The sequence below is a fragment of the Mixta tenebrionis genome, from assembly GCF_006517625.1.
GTDB classification, from domain to species: domain Bacteria; phylum Pseudomonadota; class Gammaproteobacteria; order Enterobacterales; family Enterobacteriaceae; genus Mixta; species Mixta tenebrionis.
Genome location: NZ_VHQI01000002.1, coordinates 353,268 through 374,025 on the forward strand (window position 1 = coordinate 353,268; position 20,758 = coordinate 374,025).

Annotated in this window: 20 protein-coding genes and 1 other annotated feature; of the genes, 13 read left to right on the plus strand and 7 right to left on the minus strand. The window is 55.8% G+C overall.

What is annotated here, in order from left to right:
* Positions 1-27 precede the first annotated feature (27 nt).
* Positions 28-1,251 carry a phosphopentomutase gene (gene deoB, locus FKM52_RS04485; RefSeq protein ID WP_141174987.1) on the plus strand — a complete coding sequence of 408 codons (1,224 nt, stop codon included), beginning with the start codon at positions 28-30 and terminating at the stop codon, positions 1,249-1,251.
* Positions 1,252-1,313: 62 nt separating this feature from the next.
* Positions 1,314-2,033 carry a purine-nucleoside phosphorylase gene (gene deoD / locus FKM52_RS04490; RefSeq protein WP_141174988.1) on the plus strand — a complete coding sequence of 240 codons (720 nt, stop codon included), beginning with the start codon at positions 1,314-1,316 and terminating at the stop codon, positions 2,031-2,033.
* Positions 2,034-2,111: 78 nt separating this feature from the next.
* Here deoD and FKM52_RS04495 read toward each other — a convergent pair whose 3' ends face one another.
* Positions 2,112-2,765 carry a YtjB family periplasmic protein gene (locus tag FKM52_RS04495; protein ID WP_141174989.1) on the minus strand — a complete coding sequence of 218 codons (654 nt, stop codon included), beginning with the start codon at positions 2,763-2,765 and terminating at the stop codon, positions 2,112-2,114.
* A 180-nt stretch (positions 2,766-2,945) separates the two neighbouring features.
* Here FKM52_RS04495 and serB point away from each other — a divergent pair, with 180 nt between their 5' ends.
* The 4 genes from serB to FKM52_RS04515 all read left to right on the plus strand — a co-directional run bounded on the left by serB (position 2,946) and on the right by FKM52_RS04515 (position 8,166).
* Positions 2,946-3,920 (plus strand): phosphoserine phosphatase, encoded by a 975-nt coding sequence (gene serB, locus FKM52_RS04500; RefSeq protein ID WP_141174990.1) that lies wholly within the window; start codon positions 2,946-2,948, stop codon positions 3,918-3,920.
* 16 nt (positions 3,921-3,936) lie between these two features.
* On the plus strand, positions 3,937-5,319 hold the full coding sequence (gene radA / locus FKM52_RS04505) for a DNA repair protein RadA (protein ID WP_141174991.1): 1,383 nt from the start codon (positions 3,937-3,939) through the stop codon (positions 5,317-5,319).
* Positions 5,320-5,387: 68 nt separating this feature from the next.
* Positions 5,388-6,620, plus strand: a complete 1,233-nt coding sequence (gene nadR, locus FKM52_RS04510) for a multifunctional transcriptional regulator/nicotinamide-nucleotide adenylyltransferase/ribosylnicotinamide kinase NadR (protein ID WP_141174992.1) — start codon at positions 5,388-5,390, stop codon at positions 6,618-6,620.
* Between the two features lie 637 nt (positions 6,621-7,257).
* A complete protein-coding gene (locus FKM52_RS04515; RefSeq protein ID WP_160250778.1) occupies positions 7,258-8,166 on the plus strand; it encodes a LysR family transcriptional regulator in 909 nt (302 codons plus the stop codon).
* A gap of 289 nt (positions 8,167-8,455) precedes the next feature.
* Here the strand turns inward: FKM52_RS04515 and FKM52_RS04520 are convergent, their stop codons facing one another.
* The gene (locus FKM52_RS04520; protein ID WP_141174994.1) at positions 8,456-9,457 is read right to left on the minus strand and encodes a zinc-binding alcohol dehydrogenase family protein; all 1,002 of its coding nucleotides are present in this window, start codon (positions 9,455-9,457) and stop codon (positions 8,456-8,458) included.
* 95 nt (positions 9,458-9,552) lie between these two features.
* Here FKM52_RS04520 and FKM52_RS04525 point away from each other — a divergent pair, with 95 nt between their 5' ends.
* Positions 9,553-10,449, plus strand: a complete 897-nt coding sequence (locus FKM52_RS04525; protein WP_141174995.1) for a LysR family transcriptional regulator — start codon at positions 9,553-9,555, stop codon at positions 10,447-10,449.
* Between the two features lie 29 nt (positions 10,450-10,478).
* On the opposite strand, the gene ettA is transcribed toward FKM52_RS04525, so the two are convergent.
* Both ettA and deoR read right to left on the minus strand, forming a co-directional pair.
* On the minus strand, positions 10,479-12,146 hold the full coding sequence (gene ettA / locus FKM52_RS04530) for an energy-dependent translational throttle protein EttA (RefSeq protein WP_141174996.1): 1,668 nt from the start codon (positions 12,144-12,146) through the stop codon (positions 10,479-10,481).
* Positions 12,147-12,288: 142 nt separating this feature from the next.
* Entirely contained in the window at positions 12,289-13,053 is a 765-nt protein-coding gene (gene deoR / locus FKM52_RS04535; protein ID WP_141174997.1) for a DNA-binding transcriptional repressor DeoR, read from the minus strand.
* Between the two features lie 197 nt (positions 13,054-13,250).
* Between deoR and sltY the strand changes: the two genes are divergently transcribed.
* Entirely contained in the window at positions 13,251-15,182 is a 1,932-nt protein-coding gene (sltY, locus tag FKM52_RS04540; RefSeq protein WP_141174998.1) for a murein transglycosylase, read from the plus strand.
* A gap of 44 nt (positions 15,183-15,226) precedes the next feature.
* Complete coding sequence (gene trpR, locus FKM52_RS04545; protein WP_141174999.1) at positions 15,227-15,550, plus strand: trp operon repressor; 324 nt, start codon at positions 15,227-15,229, stop codon at positions 15,548-15,550.
* A gap of 6 nt (positions 15,551-15,556) precedes the next feature.
* On the opposite strand, the gene yjjX is transcribed toward trpR, so the two are convergent.
* Positions 15,557-16,093, minus strand: coding sequence for an inosine/xanthosine triphosphatase (gene yjjX, locus FKM52_RS04550; protein ID WP_141175000.1), 537 nt, complete (start codon positions 16,091-16,093; stop codon positions 15,557-15,559).
* A gap of 51 nt (positions 16,094-16,144) precedes the next feature.
* Here yjjX and gpmB point away from each other — a divergent pair, with 51 nt between their 5' ends.
* The gene (gene gpmB / locus FKM52_RS04555) at positions 16,145-16,792 is read left to right on the plus strand and encodes a 2,3-diphosphoglycerate-dependent phosphoglycerate mutase GpmB (RefSeq protein ID WP_141175001.1); all 648 of its coding nucleotides are present in this window, start codon (positions 16,145-16,147) and stop codon (positions 16,790-16,792) included.
* 38 nt (positions 16,793-16,830) lie between these two features.
* Here the strand turns inward: gpmB and robA are convergent, their stop codons facing one another.
* Positions 16,831-17,709 carry an MDR efflux pump AcrAB transcriptional activator RobA gene (robA, locus tag FKM52_RS04560; RefSeq protein WP_141175002.1) on the minus strand — a complete coding sequence of 293 codons (879 nt, stop codon included), beginning with the start codon at positions 17,707-17,709 and terminating at the stop codon, positions 16,831-16,833.
* Positions 17,710-17,906: 197 nt separating this feature from the next.
* Here robA and creA point away from each other — a divergent pair, with 197 nt between their 5' ends.
* The gene (gene creA / locus FKM52_RS04565; protein ID WP_141175003.1) at positions 17,907-18,380 is read left to right on the plus strand and encodes a protein CreA; all 474 of its coding nucleotides are present in this window, start codon (positions 17,907-17,909) and stop codon (positions 18,378-18,380) included.
* A 43-nt stretch (positions 18,381-18,423) separates the two neighbouring features.
* On the opposite strand, the gene arcA is transcribed toward creA, so the two are convergent.
* Entirely contained in the window at positions 18,424-19,140 is a 717-nt protein-coding gene (gene arcA / locus FKM52_RS04570) for a two-component system response regulator ArcA (RefSeq protein ID WP_038628413.1), read from the minus strand.
* A gap of 593 nt (positions 19,141-19,733) precedes the next feature.
* Between arcA and FKM52_RS04575 the strand changes: the two genes are divergently transcribed.
* Complete coding sequence (locus FKM52_RS04575; RefSeq protein ID WP_141175004.1) at positions 19,734-20,414, plus strand: tRNA/rRNA methyltransferase; 681 nt, start codon at positions 19,734-19,736, stop codon at positions 20,412-20,414.
* Positions 20,415-20,620: 206 nt separating this feature from the next.
* Positions 20,621-20,689: a thr operon leader peptide gene (gene thrL / locus FKM52_RS21795; protein WP_208852814.1), complete on the plus strand. Its 69-nt coding sequence runs from the start codon at positions 20,621-20,623 to the stop codon at positions 20,687-20,689.
* Positions 20,628-20,746: a sequence feature (Thr leader region), on the plus strand. Its footprint overlaps the gene before it by 62 nt.
* Positions 20,747-20,758 lie beyond the last annotated feature (12 nt).

The window sequence follows — 20,758 nt, forward strand, 5'->3', positions numbered from 1 at the left end:
ATCGCGCTTAAGGCGCAGGAGAGTCACATGAAACGTGTATTTATTATGGTGCTGGACTCCTTTGGGATCGGCGCCAGTAAAGACGCTGACAAATTCGGTGATACCGGCTCGGATACGCTGGGCCACATCGCGCAGGCCTGCTTTAACGGCGAAGCGGACGTAGGACGTAAAGGGCCGCTGCATTTGCCGAACCTGACCGCGCTAGGACTGGGCAAGGCGGCGGAAGCCTCAACCGGCACCTTTCCGCCGGGCCTGGACCCGAATGCGGAAATTATTGGCGCTTACGCCTACGCCAGCGAACTCTCTTCCGGGAAAGATACGCCGTCGGGCCACTGGGAAATCGCCGGCGTGCCGGTGCTGTTCGACTGGGGCTACTTCAGCGATACTGAAAACAGCTTCCCGCCGGCGCTGCTGGACAAACTGGTGGAGCGCGCCGGGCTGCCGGGCTATCTCGGCAACTGCCACGCCTCCGGTACGGTCATTCTGGACAAGCTCGGCGAAGAGCATATGAAAACCGGCAAGCCGATTTTCTATACCTCTGCCGACTCGGTGTTCCAGATTGCCTGCCACGAAGAGACGTTCGGCCTGCAACGCCTGTACGACCTGTGTGAAATCGCCCGCGAAGAGCTGGATAAAGGGGATTACAACATTGGCCGCGTGATTGCGCGTCCGTTTATCGGCGATAAGGCGGGGAATTTCCAGCGTACCGGCAACCGTCACGATCTGGCCGTTGAGCCGCCGTCTCCCACCATTCTGAAAAAACTGGTAGAAGAGAAGCAGGGCGCAGTGATTTCCGTCGGGAAAATCGCCGATATCTATGCGCACGTCGGCATCACGAAAAAAGTGAAGGCGACCGGGCTGGATGCGCTGTTTGACGCCACGGTGAAAGAGATGACCGCAGCGCCGGATAACTCGATTGTCTTTACCAACTTCGTGGATTTCGACTCTACCTGGGGGCACCGTCGCGACGTGGCGGGCTACGCGGGCGGCCTGGAGCTGTTTGACCGTCGCCTGCCGGAACTGATGGCGCTGGTGAAAGAAGGCGATATCCTGATCCTTACCGCCGATCACGGGTGCGATCCTACCTGGCACGGCACCGAGCATACCCGCGAGCATATTCCGGTACTGATGTATGGGCCGGGCATCAAACCGGGCTTCCTCGGCTATCGTGAATCCTTTGCGGATATCGGGCAGACGGTAGCGAAATACTTCGGCCTTTCCGATATGGACTATGGCAAAAGCATGCTGTAATACGCGGCTTTCTTTTAACGCCAGCCTGCGCTGGCGTCATTTATTTTTCAAGGATACAGACAATGGCAACGCCTCATATTAATGCTGAAATGGGTGATTTCGCGGACGTGGTACTGATGCCGGGCGATCCGCTGCGCGCTAAGCATATCGCAGAAACGTTCCTGGAAGATGCGGTAGAAGTGAACAACGTGCGCGGCATGCTGGGCTATACCGGCAGCTATAAAGGCCGGCGCATTTCGGTGATGGGCCACGGCATGGGCATCCCTTCCTGCTCCATCTATACCAAAGAGCTGATCACTGAGTTCGGCGTGAAGAAAATTATTCGCGTCGGTTCCTGCGGCGCGGTGCGTCCTGATGTGAAGCTGCGTGACGTGGTTATCGGCATGGGCGCCTGCACCGACTCTAAAGTAAACCGTATGCGCTTTAAAGATCACGATTTCGCCGCCATCGCGGATTTCGATATGGTGCGTAATGCGGCAGACGCGGCGAAAGCGCTGGGTATTGAAGCGCGCGTGGGCAACCTGTTCTCTGCCGATCTGTTCTATACGCCGGACCCGCAAATGTTCGACGTAATGGAAAAATATGGCATTCTCGGCATTGAGATGGAAGCGGCGGGCATCTATGGCGTGGCGGCGGAGTTCGGAGCGAAAGCGCTGGCTATCTGTACCGTTTCTGACCATCTTCGCACCCACGAAGAGACCACGGCGGCTGAACGCCAGACCACCTTCAGCGATATGATTAAGATTGCGCTGGAATCCGTGCTGCTGGGCGATAAAGCTTAAAAACTGGCCGGACGGGCGCGCCTCGTCCGGTTATTCATTTCTGAGATCCGCCGCTTTTTTATCGCTGTTCGCCACGGTTTATGGCTTCTCCGCCTCGTCGCCCGCGTCATCATCTTCTTTTACCGGCGTGCTGGCGGTCAGCAGGAACGGCGACTGCTGCCAGCGGGTACGACGATCGCGCAGCAGGGTGCGGGTGAGAATAATGCCAATCGCCAGCGCCAGCAGCATCATCAGCCGCAGGATATTGGTGGTGTTGTCCACCTGTTTGGCCTCGGTAACCAGCACGTGCGTATCCAGGGTAACGCGCAGAAAGCCCTGCGGCCCGTCGTGATTATCCATCGGCTGCACCAGCTGATGGTTAAAGTAGCTGCCCGCGCGCTTGCCATCCAGCGCCAGCCGATCGCGCACGCTGATATTTTCGCCGCTGTGCGCCACCAGCGAGCCTTCGCTGTCATAAACGGAGGCGTCAAGGATGCGGCTGTTTGCCGTCATCTGTTGTAAAATAGCGCTGATTTGCGCGCGGTTTTCATCCTGATTATCCATCAGCGGCGTCAGGGTAAAGGCCACCTGGCGCGTCAGCGCGCGCGCCAGATCTTCAACCTGCTCGGAGCGCGCCATCTGATGGCCCTGGCTGAACCATGACGCGCCCTGCATCAGCACAACCAGCAGCGTAAGAGAAATCAGCACAATGACCGTGCGGTGCAGACGAAATTTGAGCCGGGTTTTAGCCATTTCCAACCTTAAATCATAATCAACAGCGGGGAGTCTGTTTTTGCGACTTTATGTTGCCAGAAGCGCGGCTGTCAGGGTAGCCTCTTGCGAGGTTTTCTCTACCGGCTGTGGCCTGGCCCGGATGCCAAAGCAACGCCTTTATAATGGCGACAGTCGATCATCTTCCCCACAGGAGTTGTAATGCCTAATCGTTTGACCTGGTGCGACCTGCCTTCCGATGTCTCTCTTTGGCCAGGCTTGCCTCTTTCACTGAGCGGCGATGAAGTGATGCCGCTGGATTATCGCGCCGGGCGTACCGGCTGGCTGCTCTACGGGCACCAGCTTGATAAGGCGCGCCTGACGGCGTACCAGCGTCAGCTGGGCGCGGCGATGGTGATCGTCAGCGCCTGGTGCGTCGATGACTATCAGGTGATCCGGCTGGCGGGTTCTTTGACGCCGCGCGCCGCGCGTCTGGCCCATGAGGCGGGGCTGGACGTGGCGCCGCTGGGCAAAATTCCGCACCTGAAAAAACCAGGGCTGCTGCTGATGGATATGGATTCCACGGCGATTCAGATCGAGTGTATTGATGAAATTGCCCGCCTGGCCGGTTGCGGCGAGCAGGTGGCGGAAGTGACCGAACGGGCGATGCGCGGCGAGCTTGATTTTACCGCCAGCCTGCGTCAGCGCGTGGCGGCGCTGAAAGGGGCCGACGCCAACATTTTACGCCAGGTGCGCGATGCGCTGCCGCTGACGCCGGGGCTTTGTACCCTGGTGCAAAAGCTGCAGGCGCTGGGCTGGCGGGTGGCGATCGCCTCCGGCGGCTTTACTTTTTTTGCGGAGCACCTGCGCGATCGGCTTCATCTGGACGCCGTTGCCGCCAACGAACTGGAAATACGCGACGGGGTTTTTACCGGTGAAGTGACTGGCCCGATAGTAGACGCGCAATATAAAGCGGAGCTGCTGGCGAAGCTGGCGCAGCGTTATGAGATCCCTGTAGAGCAAGCGGTGGCGATTGGCGATGGCGCGAACGATCTGTTGATGATTAAAGCCTCCGGGTTAGGCATCGCTTATCACGCCAAGCCGAAAGTTAACGAGCAAACTGAAGTGACGATCCGTCACGCCGATCTGATGGGCGTATTCTGCATCCTCAGCGGCAGCCTGAATCATGAGTCTTAATCATTGAGGTACTGAATTGGCTAAAGCGGTAAAACGTGCCTTTGTCTGCAATGAATGCGGCGCAGACTATCCGCGCTGGCAGGGGCAATGCAGCGCCTGCCACGCCTGGAACACCATCACCGAGGTGAGGCTGGCCGCCTCGCCAGCCGCGGCGCGCAATGAACGCCTCTCCGGCTATGCCGGTACGGCCGGCGCCAGCCGCGTGCAGAAGCTGTCGGAAATCAGCCTGGAGGCGCTGCCGCGCTTTTCTACCGGCTTTAAAGAGTTTGACCGCGTCCTTGGCGGCGGCGTGGTGCCGGGCAGCGCCATACTGATCGGCGGCAGCCCAGGCGCCGGGAAAAGTACCCTGCTGCTGCAAACCCTGTGCAAACTGTCGGCGCAGATGAAAACGCTGTATGTCACCGGCGAAGAATCGCTACAGCAGGTGGCGATGCGCGCGCACCGTTTGGGGCTGCCGACGGAAGATCTGAATATGCTGTCGGAAACCAGCATCGAACAGATTTGCCTGATCGCCGAACAGGAGCAGCCGAAGCTGATGGTTATCGACTCCATCCAGGTGATGCATATGGCGGAGATCCAGTCTTCGCCGGGCAGCGTGGCGCAGGTGCGCGAAACCGCCGCTTATCTGACGCGTTTCGCCAAGACGCGCGGCGTGGCGATCGTGATGGTCGGCCACGTTACCAAAGATGGCTCGCTGGCCGGGCCGAAGGTGCTGGAGCACTGCATCGACTGCTCCGTGCTGCTGGACGGCGACGCCGATTCCCGTTTCCGCACGCTGCGCAGCCATAAAAACCGCTTTGGCGCGGTAAATGAGCTGGGCGTGTTCGCCATGACCGAGCAGGGAATGCGCGAGGTCAGCAACCCGTCGGCGATTTTCCTTTCGCGCGGCGATGAGGTGACCGCCGGTAGCTCGGTGATGGTGGTCTGGGAGGGCACTCGTCCGCTGCTGGTAGAGATTCAGGCGCTGGTGGATCACTCAATGATGGCCAATCCGCGCCGCGTCGCGGTTGGGCTGGAGCAAAACCGTCTGGCGATTTTGCTGGCGGTGCTGCATCGTCATGGCGGCCTGCAGATGGCGGATCAGGATGTGTTCGTTAACGTGGTTGGCGGGGTCAAGGTTACCGAAACCAGCGCGGATCTGGCGCTGATGCTGGCGATGGTTTCCAGCCTGCGCGATCGCCCGCTGCCGCAGGATCTGGTGATTTTCGGCGAAGTGGGGCTGGCGGGCGAAATTCGTCCGGTGCCGAGCGGGCAGGAACGTATTTCTGAAGCCTCCAAGCACGGCTTCCGTCGCGCTATTGTCCCGGCGGCGAACGCGCCGAAAAAGATGCCGGAAAATATGCAGGTTTACCCGGTGAAAAAGCTGGCCGACGCACTGGCGATTCTGGATGAGTTATAATTTCTTATCGCGGGAAGTAATCTGTTGTTGGGGTGGGCCTGGGCTCACCCCTTTTTGCAGGAGGCATTATGTCATCATTCGAATATCTGAAAACCGCCATTCGCCAGCAGGGGCATACCTTACAGCAGGTAGCGGACGCCAGCGGCATGACCAAAGGTTATCTGAGCCAGCTGCTGAACGCTAAAATCAAAAGCCCCAGCGCGCAAAAGCTGGAGGCGCTGCATCGCTTTCTCGGACTGGCTTTTCCACGCCGGGAAAAAACCGTCGGCGTGGTGTTTGGCAAGTTCTATCCTCTGCACACCGGTCATATTTATCTTATTCAGCGCGCCTGCAGCCAGGTTGATGAGCTGCACATTATTATGGGGCACGATGAGCCGCGCGATCGGCAGCTGTTTGAAAACAGCGCGATGTCGCAGCAGCCGACCGTCAGCGATCGCTTGCGCTGGCTGCTGCAGACCTTCAAATATCAGAAGAATATTCGTATCCACGCCTTTAATGAAGAGGGAATGGAACCCTATCCGCACGGCTGGGATGTCTGGAGCCGTGGAATTACCGCCTTTATGGCGGAGAAGGGGATTGAGCCAGGCTGCGTTTATACCAGCGAGGAGATGGATGCGCCGCAGTATCGTCAGCATCTGGGCATTGAAACCGTGGTCATCGATCCTCAGCGTTCCTTTATGAATATCAGCGGCGCACAGATACGCCAAAATCCTTTTCGCTACTGGGAGTATATTCCTACTGAGGTAAAGCCGTTTTTCGTGCGTACCGTTGCTATCCTGGGGGGCGAATCCAGCGGCAAGTCGATCATGGTCAACAAGCTCGCCAATATTTTTAACACCTCCAGCGCATGGGAATATGGACGCGATTACGTCTTTTCGCACCTTGGCGGCGATGAAATGGCGCTGCAGTACTCCGATTATGACAAGATTGCGCTGGGCCACGCGCAGTATATCGATTTCGCCGTTAAGTATGCCAACAGGGTTACCTTTATCGATACTGATTTTGTTACTACTCAGGCTTTTTGCAAAAAATATGAGGGTCGTGAACATCCCTTTGTGCAGGCGCTGATCGATGAGTACCGTTTTGATTTGGTCATCCTGCTGGAAAATAACGTACCGTGGGTGGCTGACGGCTTGCGCAGCCTGGGCAGCGCAAGCGATCGAAAAGAGTTCCAGGAGTTATTGATAAAAATGTTGAATGAAAATCAGATTAAATATGAACATATAAGCGAAGAAAGTTACGATGAGCGCTTTTTGCGCTGCGTAGAGCTGGTGAGAAATATGCTGGAGAATGGTAACTAATAGATCAGGCAGGCTGTGCGTATGCTGATACTTTCAGTTTGCTTTTTTGATTCGGAATGTTCTCATTGATAATGCACCCTAACTGAATCAGCCTAATGTTTTAATAATTAAAACAGATTTACCCAAGCCACAGCTTTACGGTTTCAGGCTGTGGTGCGCGGTTCTTAAGAGCGCTAATTATTGATTTTTAAGCTTTAGCACTATAAATCAAAGCGTTAAATGGCTATTTTTTTTGCTATCTTAACGGCTTTAATTTATAAGTTGAATTTTATGGTCGTCGGGACTAACTTTTTTCTTTAAGCAGGGAGAATACGGAGTAACGTTAACTTGAGACATAGCTTATATATTGTCAGGACTATATTAACTATCTTTGGCCGTGTATTTTTATTCTGCCTTTGACTACTTAAACTGTGGTGAATATATAGTTAACTTTCGATTAATTGGCTGACTATTTTAGAAAAGTAAACGGATTTTACTCTAACCCAGGCAAAAAGAGTTAATGCATCTATTGCTTCAGCGGCTTTGAAGCTATACGCGCAAAACGGCATCTATACATTATTCCAGGCAATATCATCCTACACATCTGATGGTGCGTAGAGAGGCTATAACCGGAAAGAATCAAGGGAGTGTAATAATTATGTATAAAGATATTAATCATTTGGTAAGAATGGACTTAAACCTGCTGCCGATACTCGATACGTTGCTGAATGAAAAAAGCGTCAGCAAAACAGCAGATAAGCTGAACGTCACGCCGCCCGCCATTAGTAAATCTCTGAATAAAATCAGAGATACTTTTCAGGATCAGCTTTTAGTCCGCTCCGGCATGAGCCTTGAGCTAACCCCCTTAGCCGTGCGCCTGAAACCTCAGCTCAGAGAGCTGCTGGATAATATACAAAACGTGCTGCATCAAAACATTGAAATGAACGGTAGCGAGCTGCCGCGCTCTTTCAATATCGTTACCAACGATATTTTGATGTCGAAGCTCAGCTACAAGCTGATGAAGAAAAGCATCCAGGAAAACACCAACCACGTATTCAACTTCAACTATGACAACGCCTCTACCTGCATGCTGCGTAGTGAAGATATCGACCTCTATATCGGCGAAGACAAGACATTAAGCCCGGAGGTGAAAATTCGTACTATCGGTCACAGCGACTGCGTTTTTATCGCCAAGAAAGATCATCCGGTGCTGCAGATGGAAAAGTCGCTTAAGGTGCTGAAAGAGTACATGCTGATCGTCTCAAAGAATAAGCTGAAAGAAGAGATGGAAAGCCTGTATCGCGAACGTGGCTATAAAAGAAAAATCCACGGGGTCAGCGCCGGATATCTGCCGATGATTGAGAACGTGATCCAGACTAACAGCCTGGGCATCGTGCCTATGTATGTGGTTGACGGCCTGCAAAGAATGAACCTTGAAGTGGAGTTCTTTAAGCCGCAGTTTGAGCTGCCGAAGGTGCGGATTATCCAGGCATGGCACCCGCGTTATCATAACTGCTCTTCACATAAGTGGTTACGCGATATCTCGAAAGATCTGTTGGAGTTTTAAGCGTCGGCAGCAAACGATTAAGAGCAGGGAAGGTGGGTTGAGACTAATTGATACCGCCTTTTGCGGACTTCATTTTCGCTAACGTCTGTTATGTAGCCGTTGATGTCCGGTTGTTGCGTTTCGCTGTTGATGTGCTGTTCTGCCATTTTGCCTGAGCGAGAGGGGGAGAAGGCGGCGATGATAAAATTATAAAAACTGACTGAATAAATAAAAAAGCCGCTTAACGTAAGAGCAATGGCCCGTTGTTATTAACGCCCCGATTTCGGGGCGTTTTACCGTCTGAAGCGAATTAATAGACAATCACGGCCTTGCCGCGCATATGGCCTTCCAGCACCTTCTCATGCGCCTGTTTTACGCTGTCAACGCTTAGCCCCTTCAGCGTTTCATTTAAGGTTGTGGTTAACTTGCCCGCATCCAGCAGCTGCGCTACCTCATGCAGAATTTCTCCCTGACGCGCCATATCCGGCGTGGAATACATGCTGCGGGTAAACATAAATTCCCAGTGCAGCGCCGCGCTTTTCAGTTTTAACTGCTCCATGTCCAGCGGGCGGCTGTTCTCAACAATGGTGCAGACCTGCCCCTGCGGCGCAATCAGCTTGCCGATAGCCTGCCAGTGGCCGTCGGTATCATTCAGGCAGAAGATGTAATCCACCTGCTGAATACCGTGTTGCGCCAGCTCCTCAGGCATGTTGTTATAGTTGATGACCAGATCCGCGCCGCGATCTTTACACCACTGCGCCGAGTCGGGGCGGGATGCGGTGGCGATAACTTTTACTTTGCTGTGCAGCCTGGCTAAGGGTATCGCCAGTGAACCAACGCCGCCCGCGCCGCCGATAATCAACAGGGTTTGCGTTTCGCTGGCTTCGGTAATGCGTAAACGCTCAAACAGACCTTCCCAGGCGGTCAGGGCGGTTAGCGGAATCGCTGCCGCCGCGCCAAAGTCGAGGCTTTCAGGTTTACGACTGACGATGCGCGCATCTACCAGTTGTAATGTGCTGTTGCTGCCCGGACGGGTGATATCGCCGGCGTAGTAAACCTCATCGCCTGCCTTAAAACCGGTGACCCTGCTGCCGGTTTCCACCACCACGCCGCTGGCGTCCCAACCTAAAATACGCGGCTGCTGCAGGCCGCTTTTCTGCACGCCTTTATGAACTTTGGTATCGACCGGGTTTACCGATACGGCTTTTACTTCCACCAGCAGGTCATATTCGCCGGGCGTAGGTTTCTCTTGCTGAATCTCAATAAACTGCTCCGGCTTTTGCGGATTGACGGCAACGGCTCTCATGGTCATCTCATTTCTCCTTAGTGAATGGGATAAGTGTAGAAGGCGGCGGGTGCGGTGATAAGATGGACAATAACTCACAAAGTGTTCGTCTCAGGTGAACAATGGAATTAAAGCGGTTATACGATATGGCGCTGTTTGCGCTGGTCGCCGAAAGCGGCAGCTTTACCGCCGCCGCGCAGCGCGCCGGATTGCCTAAATCGAGCGTGAGCCAGCGCATCAGTCAGCTTGAGCAGGCGCTGGGGCTGCGCCTGCTTAATCGCACCACCCGCCAGCTCAACCTGACGTTCGCCGGGGAACGCTATTTGATCCACTGTCAGGAGATGATGCAGGCCAGCGAGCGCGCGGATCTGGCAATCAAACGCCTGCGCGATAATCCAAGCGGGCGGCTGCGCATTACCAGCCCCGCCGGCATTGGCGCTACGCTGCTGGCGCGCTGTAACGTTGAGTTTCAGCAGCGCTACCCGGACGTGACGCTGGAGGTGTCGGTTTCGGATGATATCCGCGATCTGGTGCAGGAGGGTTTTGATGTGGCGCTGCGTACCGGCAAACCGCAGGATTCGTCGCTAATTGGACGGCGCGTCGGCGTCTGTCAGCGCCTGCTGGTGGCGAGCGCGAACTACCTGGCGAAGAGCGGGGCGATAAGCCATCCCCGGCAGCTGGCGGAGCAGCGCTGTATCGCCCACCGCGCCTGGGCTGAGTGGCTGCTGCGGCGCGGCGCGGAGCATTACCGCTGGCTGTTGCCGTCGGCGCACTTAACCGATAATCTGCTTTACGCGCGCGAGTGCGCGCTTAATCATGCCGGCGTTACGCTGCTGCCGCGCTTTCTTGCCGGGGAGGCGCTGACGCGCGGTGAGCTGACGCCGGTGTTGCCGGAGTGGGAAATGGAAGGCAATGAGCTGTGGCTGGTTTATCCGGGACGTAAGTTAAACTCGCCCGCGCTGGCGCGCTTTATCGATTTCGCCCTGCAAAGCGCGGCGTTTCGCGAGTTTTACCAATAAAAAAAGCGGCCCGCAGGCCGCTTTTGCGGTTATTTAGCGATACGTTTGTATTTGATGCGCTTCGGCTCCAGCGCGTCAGCGCCGAGGGTGCGTTTCTTATACTCTTCGTATTCGGTAAAGTTGCCTTCGAAGAACTCCACCTTGCCCTCATCCTGATAGTCGAGGATATGAGTAGCGATGCGGTCAAGGAACCAGCGGTCATGCGAAATCACCATCGCGCAGCCTGGGAACTCCAGCAGGGCGTTTTCCAGCGCGCGCAGGGTTTCGATATCCAGGTCGTTGGTCGGTTCATCGAGCAGCAGCATATTGCCGCCAACCTGCAGCAGTTTCGCCAGATGCAGACGTCCGCGTTCGCCGCCGGAGAGCTCGCCGACGCGTTTGCCCTGATCGACGCCTTTAAAGTTAAAGCGGCCAACGTAGGCGCGGCTGGGCATTTCGGTATTGCCGATCTTCATGATATCCAGGCCGCCGGACACCTCTTCCCAGACGGTTTTGGCATTATCCATGCTGTCGCGGAACTGATCGACCGATGCCAGCTTCACGGTTTCACCCAGCGTTATGGTGCCGCTGTCCGGCTGCTCCTGGCCTGACATCATGCGGAACAGCGTTGATTTACCCGCGCCGTTCGGGCCGATGATGCCGACAATCGCGCCTTTCGGCACCGAGAAGGAGAGATCGTCGATCAGCAGGCGATCGCCGTAAGACTTACGCAGGTTGCTGACTTCCACCACTTTATCGCCCAGGCGCGGCCCAGGTGGAATAAAGAGCTCGTTGGTTTCGTTACGCTTCTGATATTCGGTGTTGTTCAGTTCTTCAAAGCGCGCCAGACGGGCTTTGCCTTTAGACTGGCGGCCTTTAGCGCCCTGACGCACCCACTCCAGCTCTTTCTCAATAGATTTACGACGCGCCGCTTCCTGAGAAGCCTCCTGCGCCAGGCGCTGATCTTTCTGCTCCAGCCAGGAGGAGTAGTTGCCCTCCCACGGAATGCCTTCGCCGCGGTCCAGCTCCAGAATCCAGCCGGCGACGTTATCGAGGAAGTAACGGTCGTGGGTAATCGCCACTACGGTGCCTTCGAAGTCGTGCAGGAAGCGCTCCAGCCAGGCCACGGATTCCGCATCCAGGTGGTTGGTCGGTTCATCCAGCAGCAGCATGTCCGGTTTTTCCAGCAGCAGGCGGCACAGCGCGACGCGACGGCGCTCGCCGCCGGAGAGGTTGGCGACTTTCGCCTCCCAGTCCGGCAGGCGCAGCGCATCAGCGGCGCGCTCCAGCTGGACGTTGAGATTATGTCCGTCGTGCGCCTGGATAATCTCTTCCAGCTTGCCCTGTTCAGCGGCCAGCTTGTCGAAATCGGCATCCGGTTCGGCATACAGCGCGTAAACCTCATCCAGACGCTTCAGCGCGCCGACCACTTCAGCAACCGCCTCTTCCACCGATTCACGTACGGTGTGCTCCGGGTTCAGCTGCGGCTCCTGCGGCAGATAGCCGATTTTAATGCCCGGCTGCGGACGCGCTTCGCCTTCGATATCTTTATCGATGCCCGCCATAATACGCAGCAGGGTGGATTTACCCGCGCCGTTCAAACCCAGCACGCCGATTTTGGCGCCGGGGAAGAAGCTAAGGGAGATGTTCTTAAGAATGTGACGCTTCGGCGGCACGACTTTGCCGACGCGATGCATACTGTAGACGAATTGAGCCACGTGAAATGAGCCTCTTATGGTCTGTATGGTAATCGGGAGATCTTCGCCCGTTCAGAACGGCAAGTTTAGCGGTTTTCCCTGCTTAATCACAGCCATCACGCTGCTGATTGTTTGCTTTTCGCTGCTGCGCGCCGCCCACGTTTTACGGCAGCATCAGCGGAATATTCTGCTGTCGCAGACAGGTCGCCAGCGGCTCTGACGGCGCTTCGTCGCTGATAATGGTATCAAAGCGGGACAGATCGCCAATCCGCGCCGGTAATACCTTGTGATATTTACTGCTGTCCGCCAGCAGCAGGGTACGCTGCGCCCGCGCCATGGCCTGCTGCTTCATCGGCAGTTCGTTAAAGTTGTAACAGGTGGCGCCCTGGCCGGCATCGAGCCCGGCCGCTGAAATAAAGGCCAGCGTAGGGCAGATCTCATCAAGCAGAGAAAGGTTGCCGTGCGGCGAGAAAACCGCATTATCGGGATGAAATTCACCGCCGCTGAGGATAACGCGGCAGCGCTTTTTTTCCTTTAACGCCAGGAAGGTATTGATGGCGTAACAGACCGCGGTAAAGGGCAGCTCCTCATCTATCGCATCGATCACCCAGGGCATGGTGGTGCCGCAGTCAAAAAAAACGGTATCGTTGGCGTTGATCAGGCTGGCCGCCAGCTTCGCCAGCCGCTGCTTTTTATTAACGTTGTGCGACTGCTGATCGGAGACAAAATAGTGCGCCTGCGCGCTCTTGGGATCGCTGACGATGTAGCCGCCCAGCAGCACCAGACAGGAGGCCTGCTCGTTGAGGTCGCGCCGGATGGTCATTTCCGAAACGCCCAACAGACGGGCCGCTTCTTTCAGATGAATTTTATCGATGCGCCTGAGCGCCTGCGCCAGCTTGCCGATCCGCTCTTCGCGCCGGGTTTCCATGATCGCGTTCTCTGGTTATTTGTTTCCTCTATGTTAACCCTAAAAATCCAGAGCGTCAGCCGCCGCAAATCGCCGCGCAATCTTCCGCTGCAAAAAGTAAATTTTGTGAAGAACATGGCACGACGCCTGCGGCCTGGTTAGCATGAAAGGAGCCTGGCATATCGCCGAACCGGTTAACAGAGAGAGGAGAGCGAGTAGTGACTCACAGGAAGGAGAGATGGCGATACTGGCTGGCCGGCGTCTGCCTGCTGGCCGTTAGCGGCAGCGTAATGGCCGATTCGCTGGACCAACAGCGCAATCGCTACCAGCAAATTAAACAGGCCTGGGATAATAAGCAGATGGACGTGGTGGCGCAGCTGATGCCGACGCTGAAAGATTATCCGCTCTACCCCTATCTGGAATACCGTGAACTTTCTGAGCATCTCGATCAGGAAACCGGCCTGGCCATCAATAATTTTATCAGGCGCTATCCTACGCTGCCGCCGGTACATTCGCTTGCCGCGCGCTTCGTTAACGAGCTGGCGCGACGCGAGGACTGGCGCGGCCTGCTGGTGTTCAGCCCTGAAGAGCCGCAGCCGGTCGCCGCGCGCTGTAACTGGTACTACGCCAAATGGGCTACCGGCCAGCAGCAGGTAGCCTGGGAAGGGGCGAAAAAAATCTGGCTGCGCGGCAGTTCGCTGCCGGCCAGCTGCGACAAGCTGTTTGCCGTGTGGCAGGCGGCGGGGGAGCAGTCGCCGATTACGACTCTGGAGCGTATTCGTCTGGCGATGGTGGCCGGCAACGGCAGCCTGGTGAATTTCCTCGCTAAACAGCTGCCCGCTGATTATAAAACTATGGCGGATGCGGTCACGGCGCTGCAAAACAATCCGGGAACGCTGGAAGCGTTTGCCCGCAGCGTCGGGCCAACTGATTTTACCCGTCAGGCCGTCTCGCTGGCCTTTGCCCGCGTGGCGCGTGGCGATGCGGAAAACGCGCGCGCCATGATCCCGACGCTGGCGCGCCTGCAGCAGATGAGCGAGCAGGAGACGCAGGAACTGCGTGAAGCGGTCGCCTGGCGCCTGATGGGGAATGAGGCGACCAGCGAACAGGCGCGCTGGCGCGACAGCGTTATCATGAAAAGCGGCTCGACGGCGCTAATTGAACGCCGCGTGCGCCTGGCGCTCAGCAGTAACGATCGGCGCGGTTTAAACACCTGGATTGCCCGGCTCGATCCCGATGCCAAGGAAAAAGATGAATGGCAGTACTGGCAGGCCGATCTGCTGCTGGAGCGCGGGCGCAAGCAGGAGGCGGAGGAGATCCTGCGTAAGCTGATGCAGGAGCGCGGCTTCTATCCGATGGTGGCGGCGCAGCGGCTTGGCGTGACCTATCCGCTGCGGGTGGATGAGGCGCCGCGTCCCGACAGCAGCCTGGATAACGGGGCGGAGATCGCCCGCGTGCGTGAGCTGATGTACTGGGGCATGGACAACCTGGCGCGTACCGAATGGAGCCGCCTGGTCGCCAGTAAAACCGCGACTCAGCAGCAGATGCTGGCGCGCTATGCGCTGAACCACGGCTGGTGGGATCTGAGCGTGCAGGCCACCATTACGGGCAAGCTGTGGAATCATCTGGCAGAACGCTTCCCGCTCGCCTGGCAGCCGCAGTTTATTCAGCATACTCAGGGTAAAGCCATCCCGATCAGCTACGCGATGGCGATTGCGCGTCAGGAGAGCGCCTGGAATCCAAAGGCGCGATCGCCGGTGGGCGCCAGCGGGCTGATGCAAATTATGCCTGCCACCGCCAGCCATACGGTGAAGATGTACAGTATTCCGGGCTACGTCAACAGCAGCCAGCTGCTCGATCCGCAGACCAACATTCAGATCGGTACGCAGTACCTGGAGTATGTTTATCAGCAGTTCGATCGCAACCGGATTTTCGCTTCCGCCGCCTATAATGCCGGGCCGGGCCGGGTGCGCACCTGGCAGCGGATCAGCAACGGACAGCTCGACGCGGTGGCGTTTATTGAGACGATCCCGTTTTCTGAAACGCGCGGCTATGTGAAAAACGTGCTGGCCTACGATGCTTATTATCGTCACTTCCTCAACCAGCCGGATAATATCCTGTCTGATAGCGAGTGGCGGCGGCGCTATTGAATATGCTACTCTTCCGTACTCGCCAATGAGTACGGAAGATTTTCATGACCCCACACGCCCCGACTCCGGTAACGGAACATCCGCAGGATGAAAACTGGCTGCGCTTCGTCAGCCTGCTGGAACGCGCTTTTCCGTTGGATCTACAGCTGCCGCTGCTACAGCTGATGATGACGCCGGATGAACGCGAAGCGTTCGGCACGCGCCTGCGCATTATTGAAGAGCTGTTGCGCGGCGAAATGAGCCAGCGCGAGCTGAAAAACGAGCTGGGCGTGGGCATCGCCACTATCACGCGCGGCTCCAACAGCCTGCGCGCCGCGCCGCCCGCGCTGACCGCCTGGCTGGCCGGGGAGCTGTCGATCAATCCGTAGCTCTGGCTAGTGCGCTTGCGGCGTCGCCTGCTGATAGACGGCGTTATGAAACGGGCAGAGCGCCAGCACCAGCGCCTGATAGTAAACGCTGGTGCGCGTCAGCAGGCCGCGGGTGAAAACGCCAATCGCGCCGCCCTGGTGCTTGATATTATCGATGCCGGTGAGCTGCGCCATCTCTTCGCCCAGTTCGCGTCCGGCATGAATGCCCGTCATTATTCGCGCAGGCAGCGTAAAGCTGGCGGAGCGGGATTCGCCGCGCTGCTGATGGTTTTCAATTACCATCCAGGCAAAGGCGTCTTCGCCTTCGATGCCCGCTTCGATCGCCACCCAGAAATCGGCCTCCGGCCTCACCTGGCGGGCGTTCATTACGCGCTGGCGTGCGCCAGTTCGCGTTTCTGTATTTGTCAGCGGCTGTGCGGCTACGCCGCTGTCGACCTCAACGCCTTCGATATGGCAGGATCCTTCGCCAAAGACATCGTTAAAAGCCTGGGCAATAGCGCTAATTTTTGCCGGATTAATGGTGGCAGCAACAACATGGTACATAATTACTTGAACCTTCTACGCAATTTTGACGCAGTATAACGGAAAAAAAGCATGTTACAGGTCTATCTTGTTCGCCACGGGGAAACGGTGTGGAACGCGGCCAGGCGCATTCAGGGGCAGTCTGATAGCGCACTGACTGAAAAAGGGGAATATCAGGCTCGCCAGGTAGGCGAAAGGGCCAGAAGCCTGGGAATCACGCATGTTATCAGCAGCGACTTAGGACGCACGCGGCGCACGGCGGAAATTATCGCCGACGCCTGCGGCTGCGGCGTTACGCTGGATGCGCGGCTGCGCGAGCTGAATATGGGCGTGCTGGAGCAGCGCCCGATCGATTCGCTCAGCGAGCAGGAGGAGGCCTGGCGCCGCACGCTGCTGGACGGCACGGTGGATGGACGGATTCCCGCAGGGGAGAGTCTGGCGGAGCTGGCGGCGCGCATGCGCCAGGCGCTGAACGCCTGCTTTGATTTGCCTGCCGGCAGTCGCCCGCTGCTGGTCAGCCACGGTATTGCGCTGGGCGTGCTGATTGGCACCCTGCTGGGCCTGCCGGCTCACGCTGAACGGCGCCTGCGGCTGCGCAACTGCTCGCTGTCGCGCGTCGATCATCAGCAAAGCGCATGGCTGGCGCAAGGATGGGTGGTGGAGACGGCGGGCGATGTTTCGCATCTCGATCTGCCCGCGCTGGATGAGCTGCAGCGCTGAGTAAAGTCTGCGGGCCCGCTGGACGGGCCCGTAGAGCGTCAGCCGGCGACGCGTTTGATCGGAATTAAATACTCGCAGCGGATCTCCGCCGGCGGTTCAGCGCGTTTCTTGCCGCCGTGGGTATAAAAACGTTCAATATCCTGACCATAGCGGCGCGTTAGCTGCAGCGTCGGCATACAGGTGCCATATACCATCAGGATAAAATCCTGCAGCTGGCTGCGCGGCCCCTGATAGTTGAACTGGACATAATCCCCGCCTTCCAGCAGTACGCTCTGCGCCGACTGCATGGTTTTTGCCAGCTGATCGGAAGGTACGGCGGTGGTATAGAGGATCTCCTGCTCGTCATCCTTCTCCTGGCTGGCGCGCACCTGATGCAGGCCATACAGCACCGGCGGTACGGTGTCGTTTTCCAGCAGGAACTGCTGCCAGAAGTGGGTGCGCATCTCATCACGATAGCGCGAGATCTGCTCCAGCGTGCAGGTATAGCTCTGCGTTTGCCCTACCAGCAGCGTTTCCGGCAGCGTAACGTAATGCGCTTCCGGCAGCGGCGCGTTATCCAGACGAATTGGCGGACGCAGGCCGTAAGCGTTCCATTCCGAAGCGCGACGATACCAGGCCGGCGTCTGGCTAAACTGCTTTTTAAAAGCGCGGGTAAAGGTTTGTTGCGAATCAAAACGATACTGTAACGCGATATCCAGAATCGGACGGCTGGTTAAGCGCAGCGCGACCGCGGCTTTCGACAGGCGCCGGGCGCGAATATAGGCGCCGATGGCATGGCCGGTGACTTCTTTAAACATTCTTTGCAGATGCCATTTAGAATAGCCCGCTTTGGCCGCCACGTTATCCAGTGACAGCGGCTGATCGAGATGGCTCTCCAGCCAGACAAGCAAATCGCGAATGATACCAGCTTGGTCCATAAAACATCCTCTTGTACTTAGATAGGCGCAGGCAAGGCAAAGTCGCGCGATCATAGCACTAAATGCGCAAAAAACGCCGAAGGTTTTACCTGGTGGATTGTGCTATACCCTTGCAACGGGGCTACATAATGTTAGTCCGGCTTATCTCTGGCGTGCGGTTTTCGCCAGCAAGTCTAATAATATTTAATGGTAATAATATGATAATTAAGAAATTACTGATAATTACGGCGGCGGTTTTTTTTAGCGCGGGCGCTGCAGCGGAAGAGATCGGTTCGGTGGATACGGTGTTTAAGATGTTCGGTCCCGATCATAAAATTGTGGTAGAAGCCTTTGACGATCCGGACGTGAAAAATGTCACCTGCTATATCAGCCGGGCGAAAACGGGGGGCATCAAAGGGGGCTTAGGGCTGGCGGAAGATACCTCCGACGCGGCCATCTCCTGTCAGCAGACAGGGCCGATAACGCTAAGCGAACGTATTGCTAAAGGTAAAGCGCAGGGGGAAACGGTTTTCCGTCAGCGTACTTCGCTGCTGTTTAAGAAGCTACAGGTGGTTCGCTTTTTCGATGCGAAGCGCAACGCGCTGATCTATCTTTCTTATTCAGACAAAGTGGTGGAAGGCTCGCCGAAAAACGCCCTGAGCGCCGTGCCGATTATGCCGTGGCAGCGCTAGCGCTGACAGCAAAACGGCGAGAAATCTCGCCGTTTGTTTCTCATTATTCCTGCAGATCGCCGCAGAAGCGGTAGCCTTCGCCATGGATGGTGGCGATGATTTCCGGCGTGTCCGGGGTGGACTCAAAGTGCTTACGGATACGGCGGATAGTTACGTCGACTGTACGATCGTGCGGCTTCAATTCGCGCCCGGTCATTTTCTTCAGCAGATCGGCACGGGTTTGAATTTTGCCTGGGTTTTCACAGAAGTGCAGCATGGCGCGGAATTCACTACGCGGCAGCTTATACTGTTCGCCGTTGGGGCTAATCAGCGAGCGGCTGTTGATATCCAGCTCCCAGCCGTTAAATTTATAGCTCTCAACCTGTTTACGCTCTTCGCTGGTAGCGGAAAGGTTCATGGTACGGGAAAGCAGATTGCGGGCGCGAATGGTTAATTCACGCGGGTTAAACGGCTTGGTGATGTAATCATCCGCGCCGATTTCCAGGCCAAGGATTTTATCAACTTCATTATCGCGGCCGGTCAAAAACATCAGTGCGACGTTCGCTTGTTCACGTAGTTCACGCGCCAGTAACAGACCATTTTTACCCGGTAGATTAATATCCATGATTACCAGATTAATATCATTATCGGTCAATACCTGATGCATCTCTGCGCCATCCGTCGCTTCAAACACTTCGTAGCCTTCGGCTTCGAAAATGCTTTTCAGAGTGTTACGCGTGACTAATTCATCTTCAACGATAAGAATATGCGGGATCTGCATGAGTTCGCTACCTAAAATTTGCCAACAAAATCGGAAACAGGGTGTACTGCCGTTAACGCCGGAAAATGATCGCGGGTTAACTGAGTACAGAATTATGTTCTTGATGCACCGTCCATCAACGTCAACAACATTGTCAGCTCAGCCATAAGGATGAATCCTGCATGCCCCGGCAGTGCCAAATGGCCGCTATCCTAGCTGTATTAACAGCAACATAACAGCATAGAGTACAACCGATAAGCACTAAAACAACGCTTCGTTGACTTATATCAAATCAAGTGTAGCACGTTAACACTTTTGTGAAAAATGCTCATCAGAATGCCAGCTTAGCTCACAGTTATCAGGACTTGACCTCCTGCTATTGCGCGAAAGTTTACTCAGTTAATTAATAAAATACAATTTTGATTTATAAGGGCTTATTTATGATATTTATATGTTATTAATGTTCTGTCAGGTTAAATAGTTTAAAGGCGTTAAATACAAAAATTGTTGTCGCATAGCGCATGGTTATGCAATTGTTAAATTTGTAATGCTGTTATTTAACATGCCCTCGTGTCAGAGTGTGCGCTCAGGTTAAGATAACATTCAGGGTTTTTATGCGTTTTCCACTTATTCTTGTCTCTCCTGCCCGTGCGGAAAATATTGGCGCTGCGGCACGAGCGATGAAAACAATGGGGTTTAGCGAACTGCGTATTGTACAAAGCGATGCCTGGCGGCTGCCGGCGACGCGCGTTGTGGCGCATGGCGCCGGCGAGATTGTTGATAACATTCAGCATTACCCGTCTCTTGCCGCCGCGCTGGAGGATATCGATTTTTCGGTCGCCACTACCGCCCGCAGCCGGGCTAAGTTTCGCTACTACGCCACGCCGCAGCAGGTGGAGAATATCCTGCGCGAGAAGCAGCAGTGGGTGAGCAGCATGGCGCTGGTATTCGGACGCGAAGATAGCGGCCTGACCAACGAGGAGCTGGCGCAGGTCGATTTGCTGACCGGCATCCCTATGGCGAATGATTATCCCTCGCTTAACCTGGGGCAGGCGGTCATGGTCTACTGCTACCAGCTATCCTCGCTTATGCAGGTGGCGCCGACGGTGAGCGAGCAGGCGGATAGCCAGCAGCTGAGCGCGCTGCGCCAGCGCCTGATGTCGCTGCTTGCCCGGCTAAACGTGGCTGATGACGCAAAGCTTGCCGACTGGCTTCAGCAGCGTATCGGCCTGCTGCAACAGCGCGATAACGCGATGTTGCATCGGCTATTACACGATATTGAAAAAAAACTTTAGCGTAATAATTTGTTGTTGGCGTTAATATCGGTTTGAAGAGCTGGTTTTATGGGTGATCCCGGTATTTTTAACTAAAGGAAGCGCGGGTTTAGCCGCTGGATTGCCGCAGGCTTTGACGCGCGCCGCCGATAAATCCATTGACTTCACCCGGCGATTGCTTTACTTCTGAAAAGCAGACAGAGACAAAACAGACAGACAAAAATCACATGCGTACAAACAGCCTGAACACCACCACTATTACTACCACCATTACCACAGGTAACGGTGCGGGCTGACGCATACAGGAAAAAAGAGAAAAAGCCCGCACCCAACCAGGTGCGGGCTTTTTTTTCGGCTTAAATTCA

What these genes read in the sequence shown, in the direction of transcription:
- trpR (WP_141174999.1), top strand. Translation starts at nt 15,227, where the DNA reads ATGACCCCACACGCCCCGACTCCGGTAACGGAACATCCGCAGGATGAA.
- nadR (WP_141174992.1), top strand. Translation starts at nt 5,388, where the DNA reads ATGTCATCATTCGAATATCTGAAAACCGCCATTCGCCAGCAGGGGCAT.
- FKM52_RS04575 (WP_141175004.1), top strand. Translation starts at nt 19,734, where the DNA reads ATGCGTTTTCCACTTATTCTTGTCTCTCCTGCCCGTGCGGAAAATATT.
- gpmB (WP_141175001.1), top strand. Translation starts at nt 16,145, where the DNA reads ATGTTACAGGTCTATCTTGTTCGCCACGGGGAAACGGTGTGGAACGCG.
- yjjX (WP_141175000.1), bottom strand. Translation starts at nt 16,093, where the DNA reads ATGTACCATGTTGTTGCTGCCACCATTAATCCGGCAAAAATTAGCGCT.
- FKM52_RS04520 (WP_141174994.1), bottom strand. Translation starts at nt 9,457, where the DNA reads ATGACCATGAGAGCCGTTGCCGTCAATCCGCAAAAGCCGGAGCAGTTT.
- deoD (WP_141174988.1), top strand. Translation starts at nt 1,314, where the DNA reads ATGGCAACGCCTCATATTAATGCTGAAATGGGTGATTTCGCGGACGTG.
- FKM52_RS04495 (WP_141174989.1), bottom strand. Translation starts at nt 2,765, where the DNA reads ATGGCTAAAACCCGGCTCAAATTTCGTCTGCACCGCACGGTCATTGTG.
- arcA (WP_038628413.1), bottom strand. Translation starts at nt 19,140, where the DNA reads ATGCAGATCCCGCATATTCTTATCGTTGAAGATGAATTAGTCACGCGT.
- creA (WP_141175003.1), top strand. Translation starts at nt 17,907, where the DNA reads ATGATAATTAAGAAATTACTGATAATTACGGCGGCGGTTTTTTTTAGC.
- deoB (WP_141174987.1), top strand. Translation starts at nt 28, where the DNA reads ATGAAACGTGTATTTATTATGGTGCTGGACTCCTTTGGGATCGGCGCC.
- FKM52_RS04515 (WP_160250778.1), top strand. Translation starts at nt 7,258, where the DNA reads ATGTATAAAGATATTAATCATTTGGTAAGAATGGACTTAAACCTGCTG.
- FKM52_RS04525 (WP_141174995.1), top strand. Translation starts at nt 9,553, where the DNA reads ATGGAATTAAAGCGGTTATACGATATGGCGCTGTTTGCGCTGGTCGCC.
- deoR (WP_141174997.1), bottom strand. Translation starts at nt 13,053, where the DNA reads ATGGAAACCCGGCGCGAAGAGCGGATCGGCAAGCTGGCGCAGGCGCTC.
- robA (WP_141175002.1), bottom strand. Translation starts at nt 17,709, where the DNA reads ATGGACCAAGCTGGTATCATTCGCGATTTGCTTGTCTGGCTGGAGAGC.
- serB (WP_141174990.1), top strand. Translation starts at nt 2,946, where the DNA reads ATGCCTAATCGTTTGACCTGGTGCGACCTGCCTTCCGATGTCTCTCTT.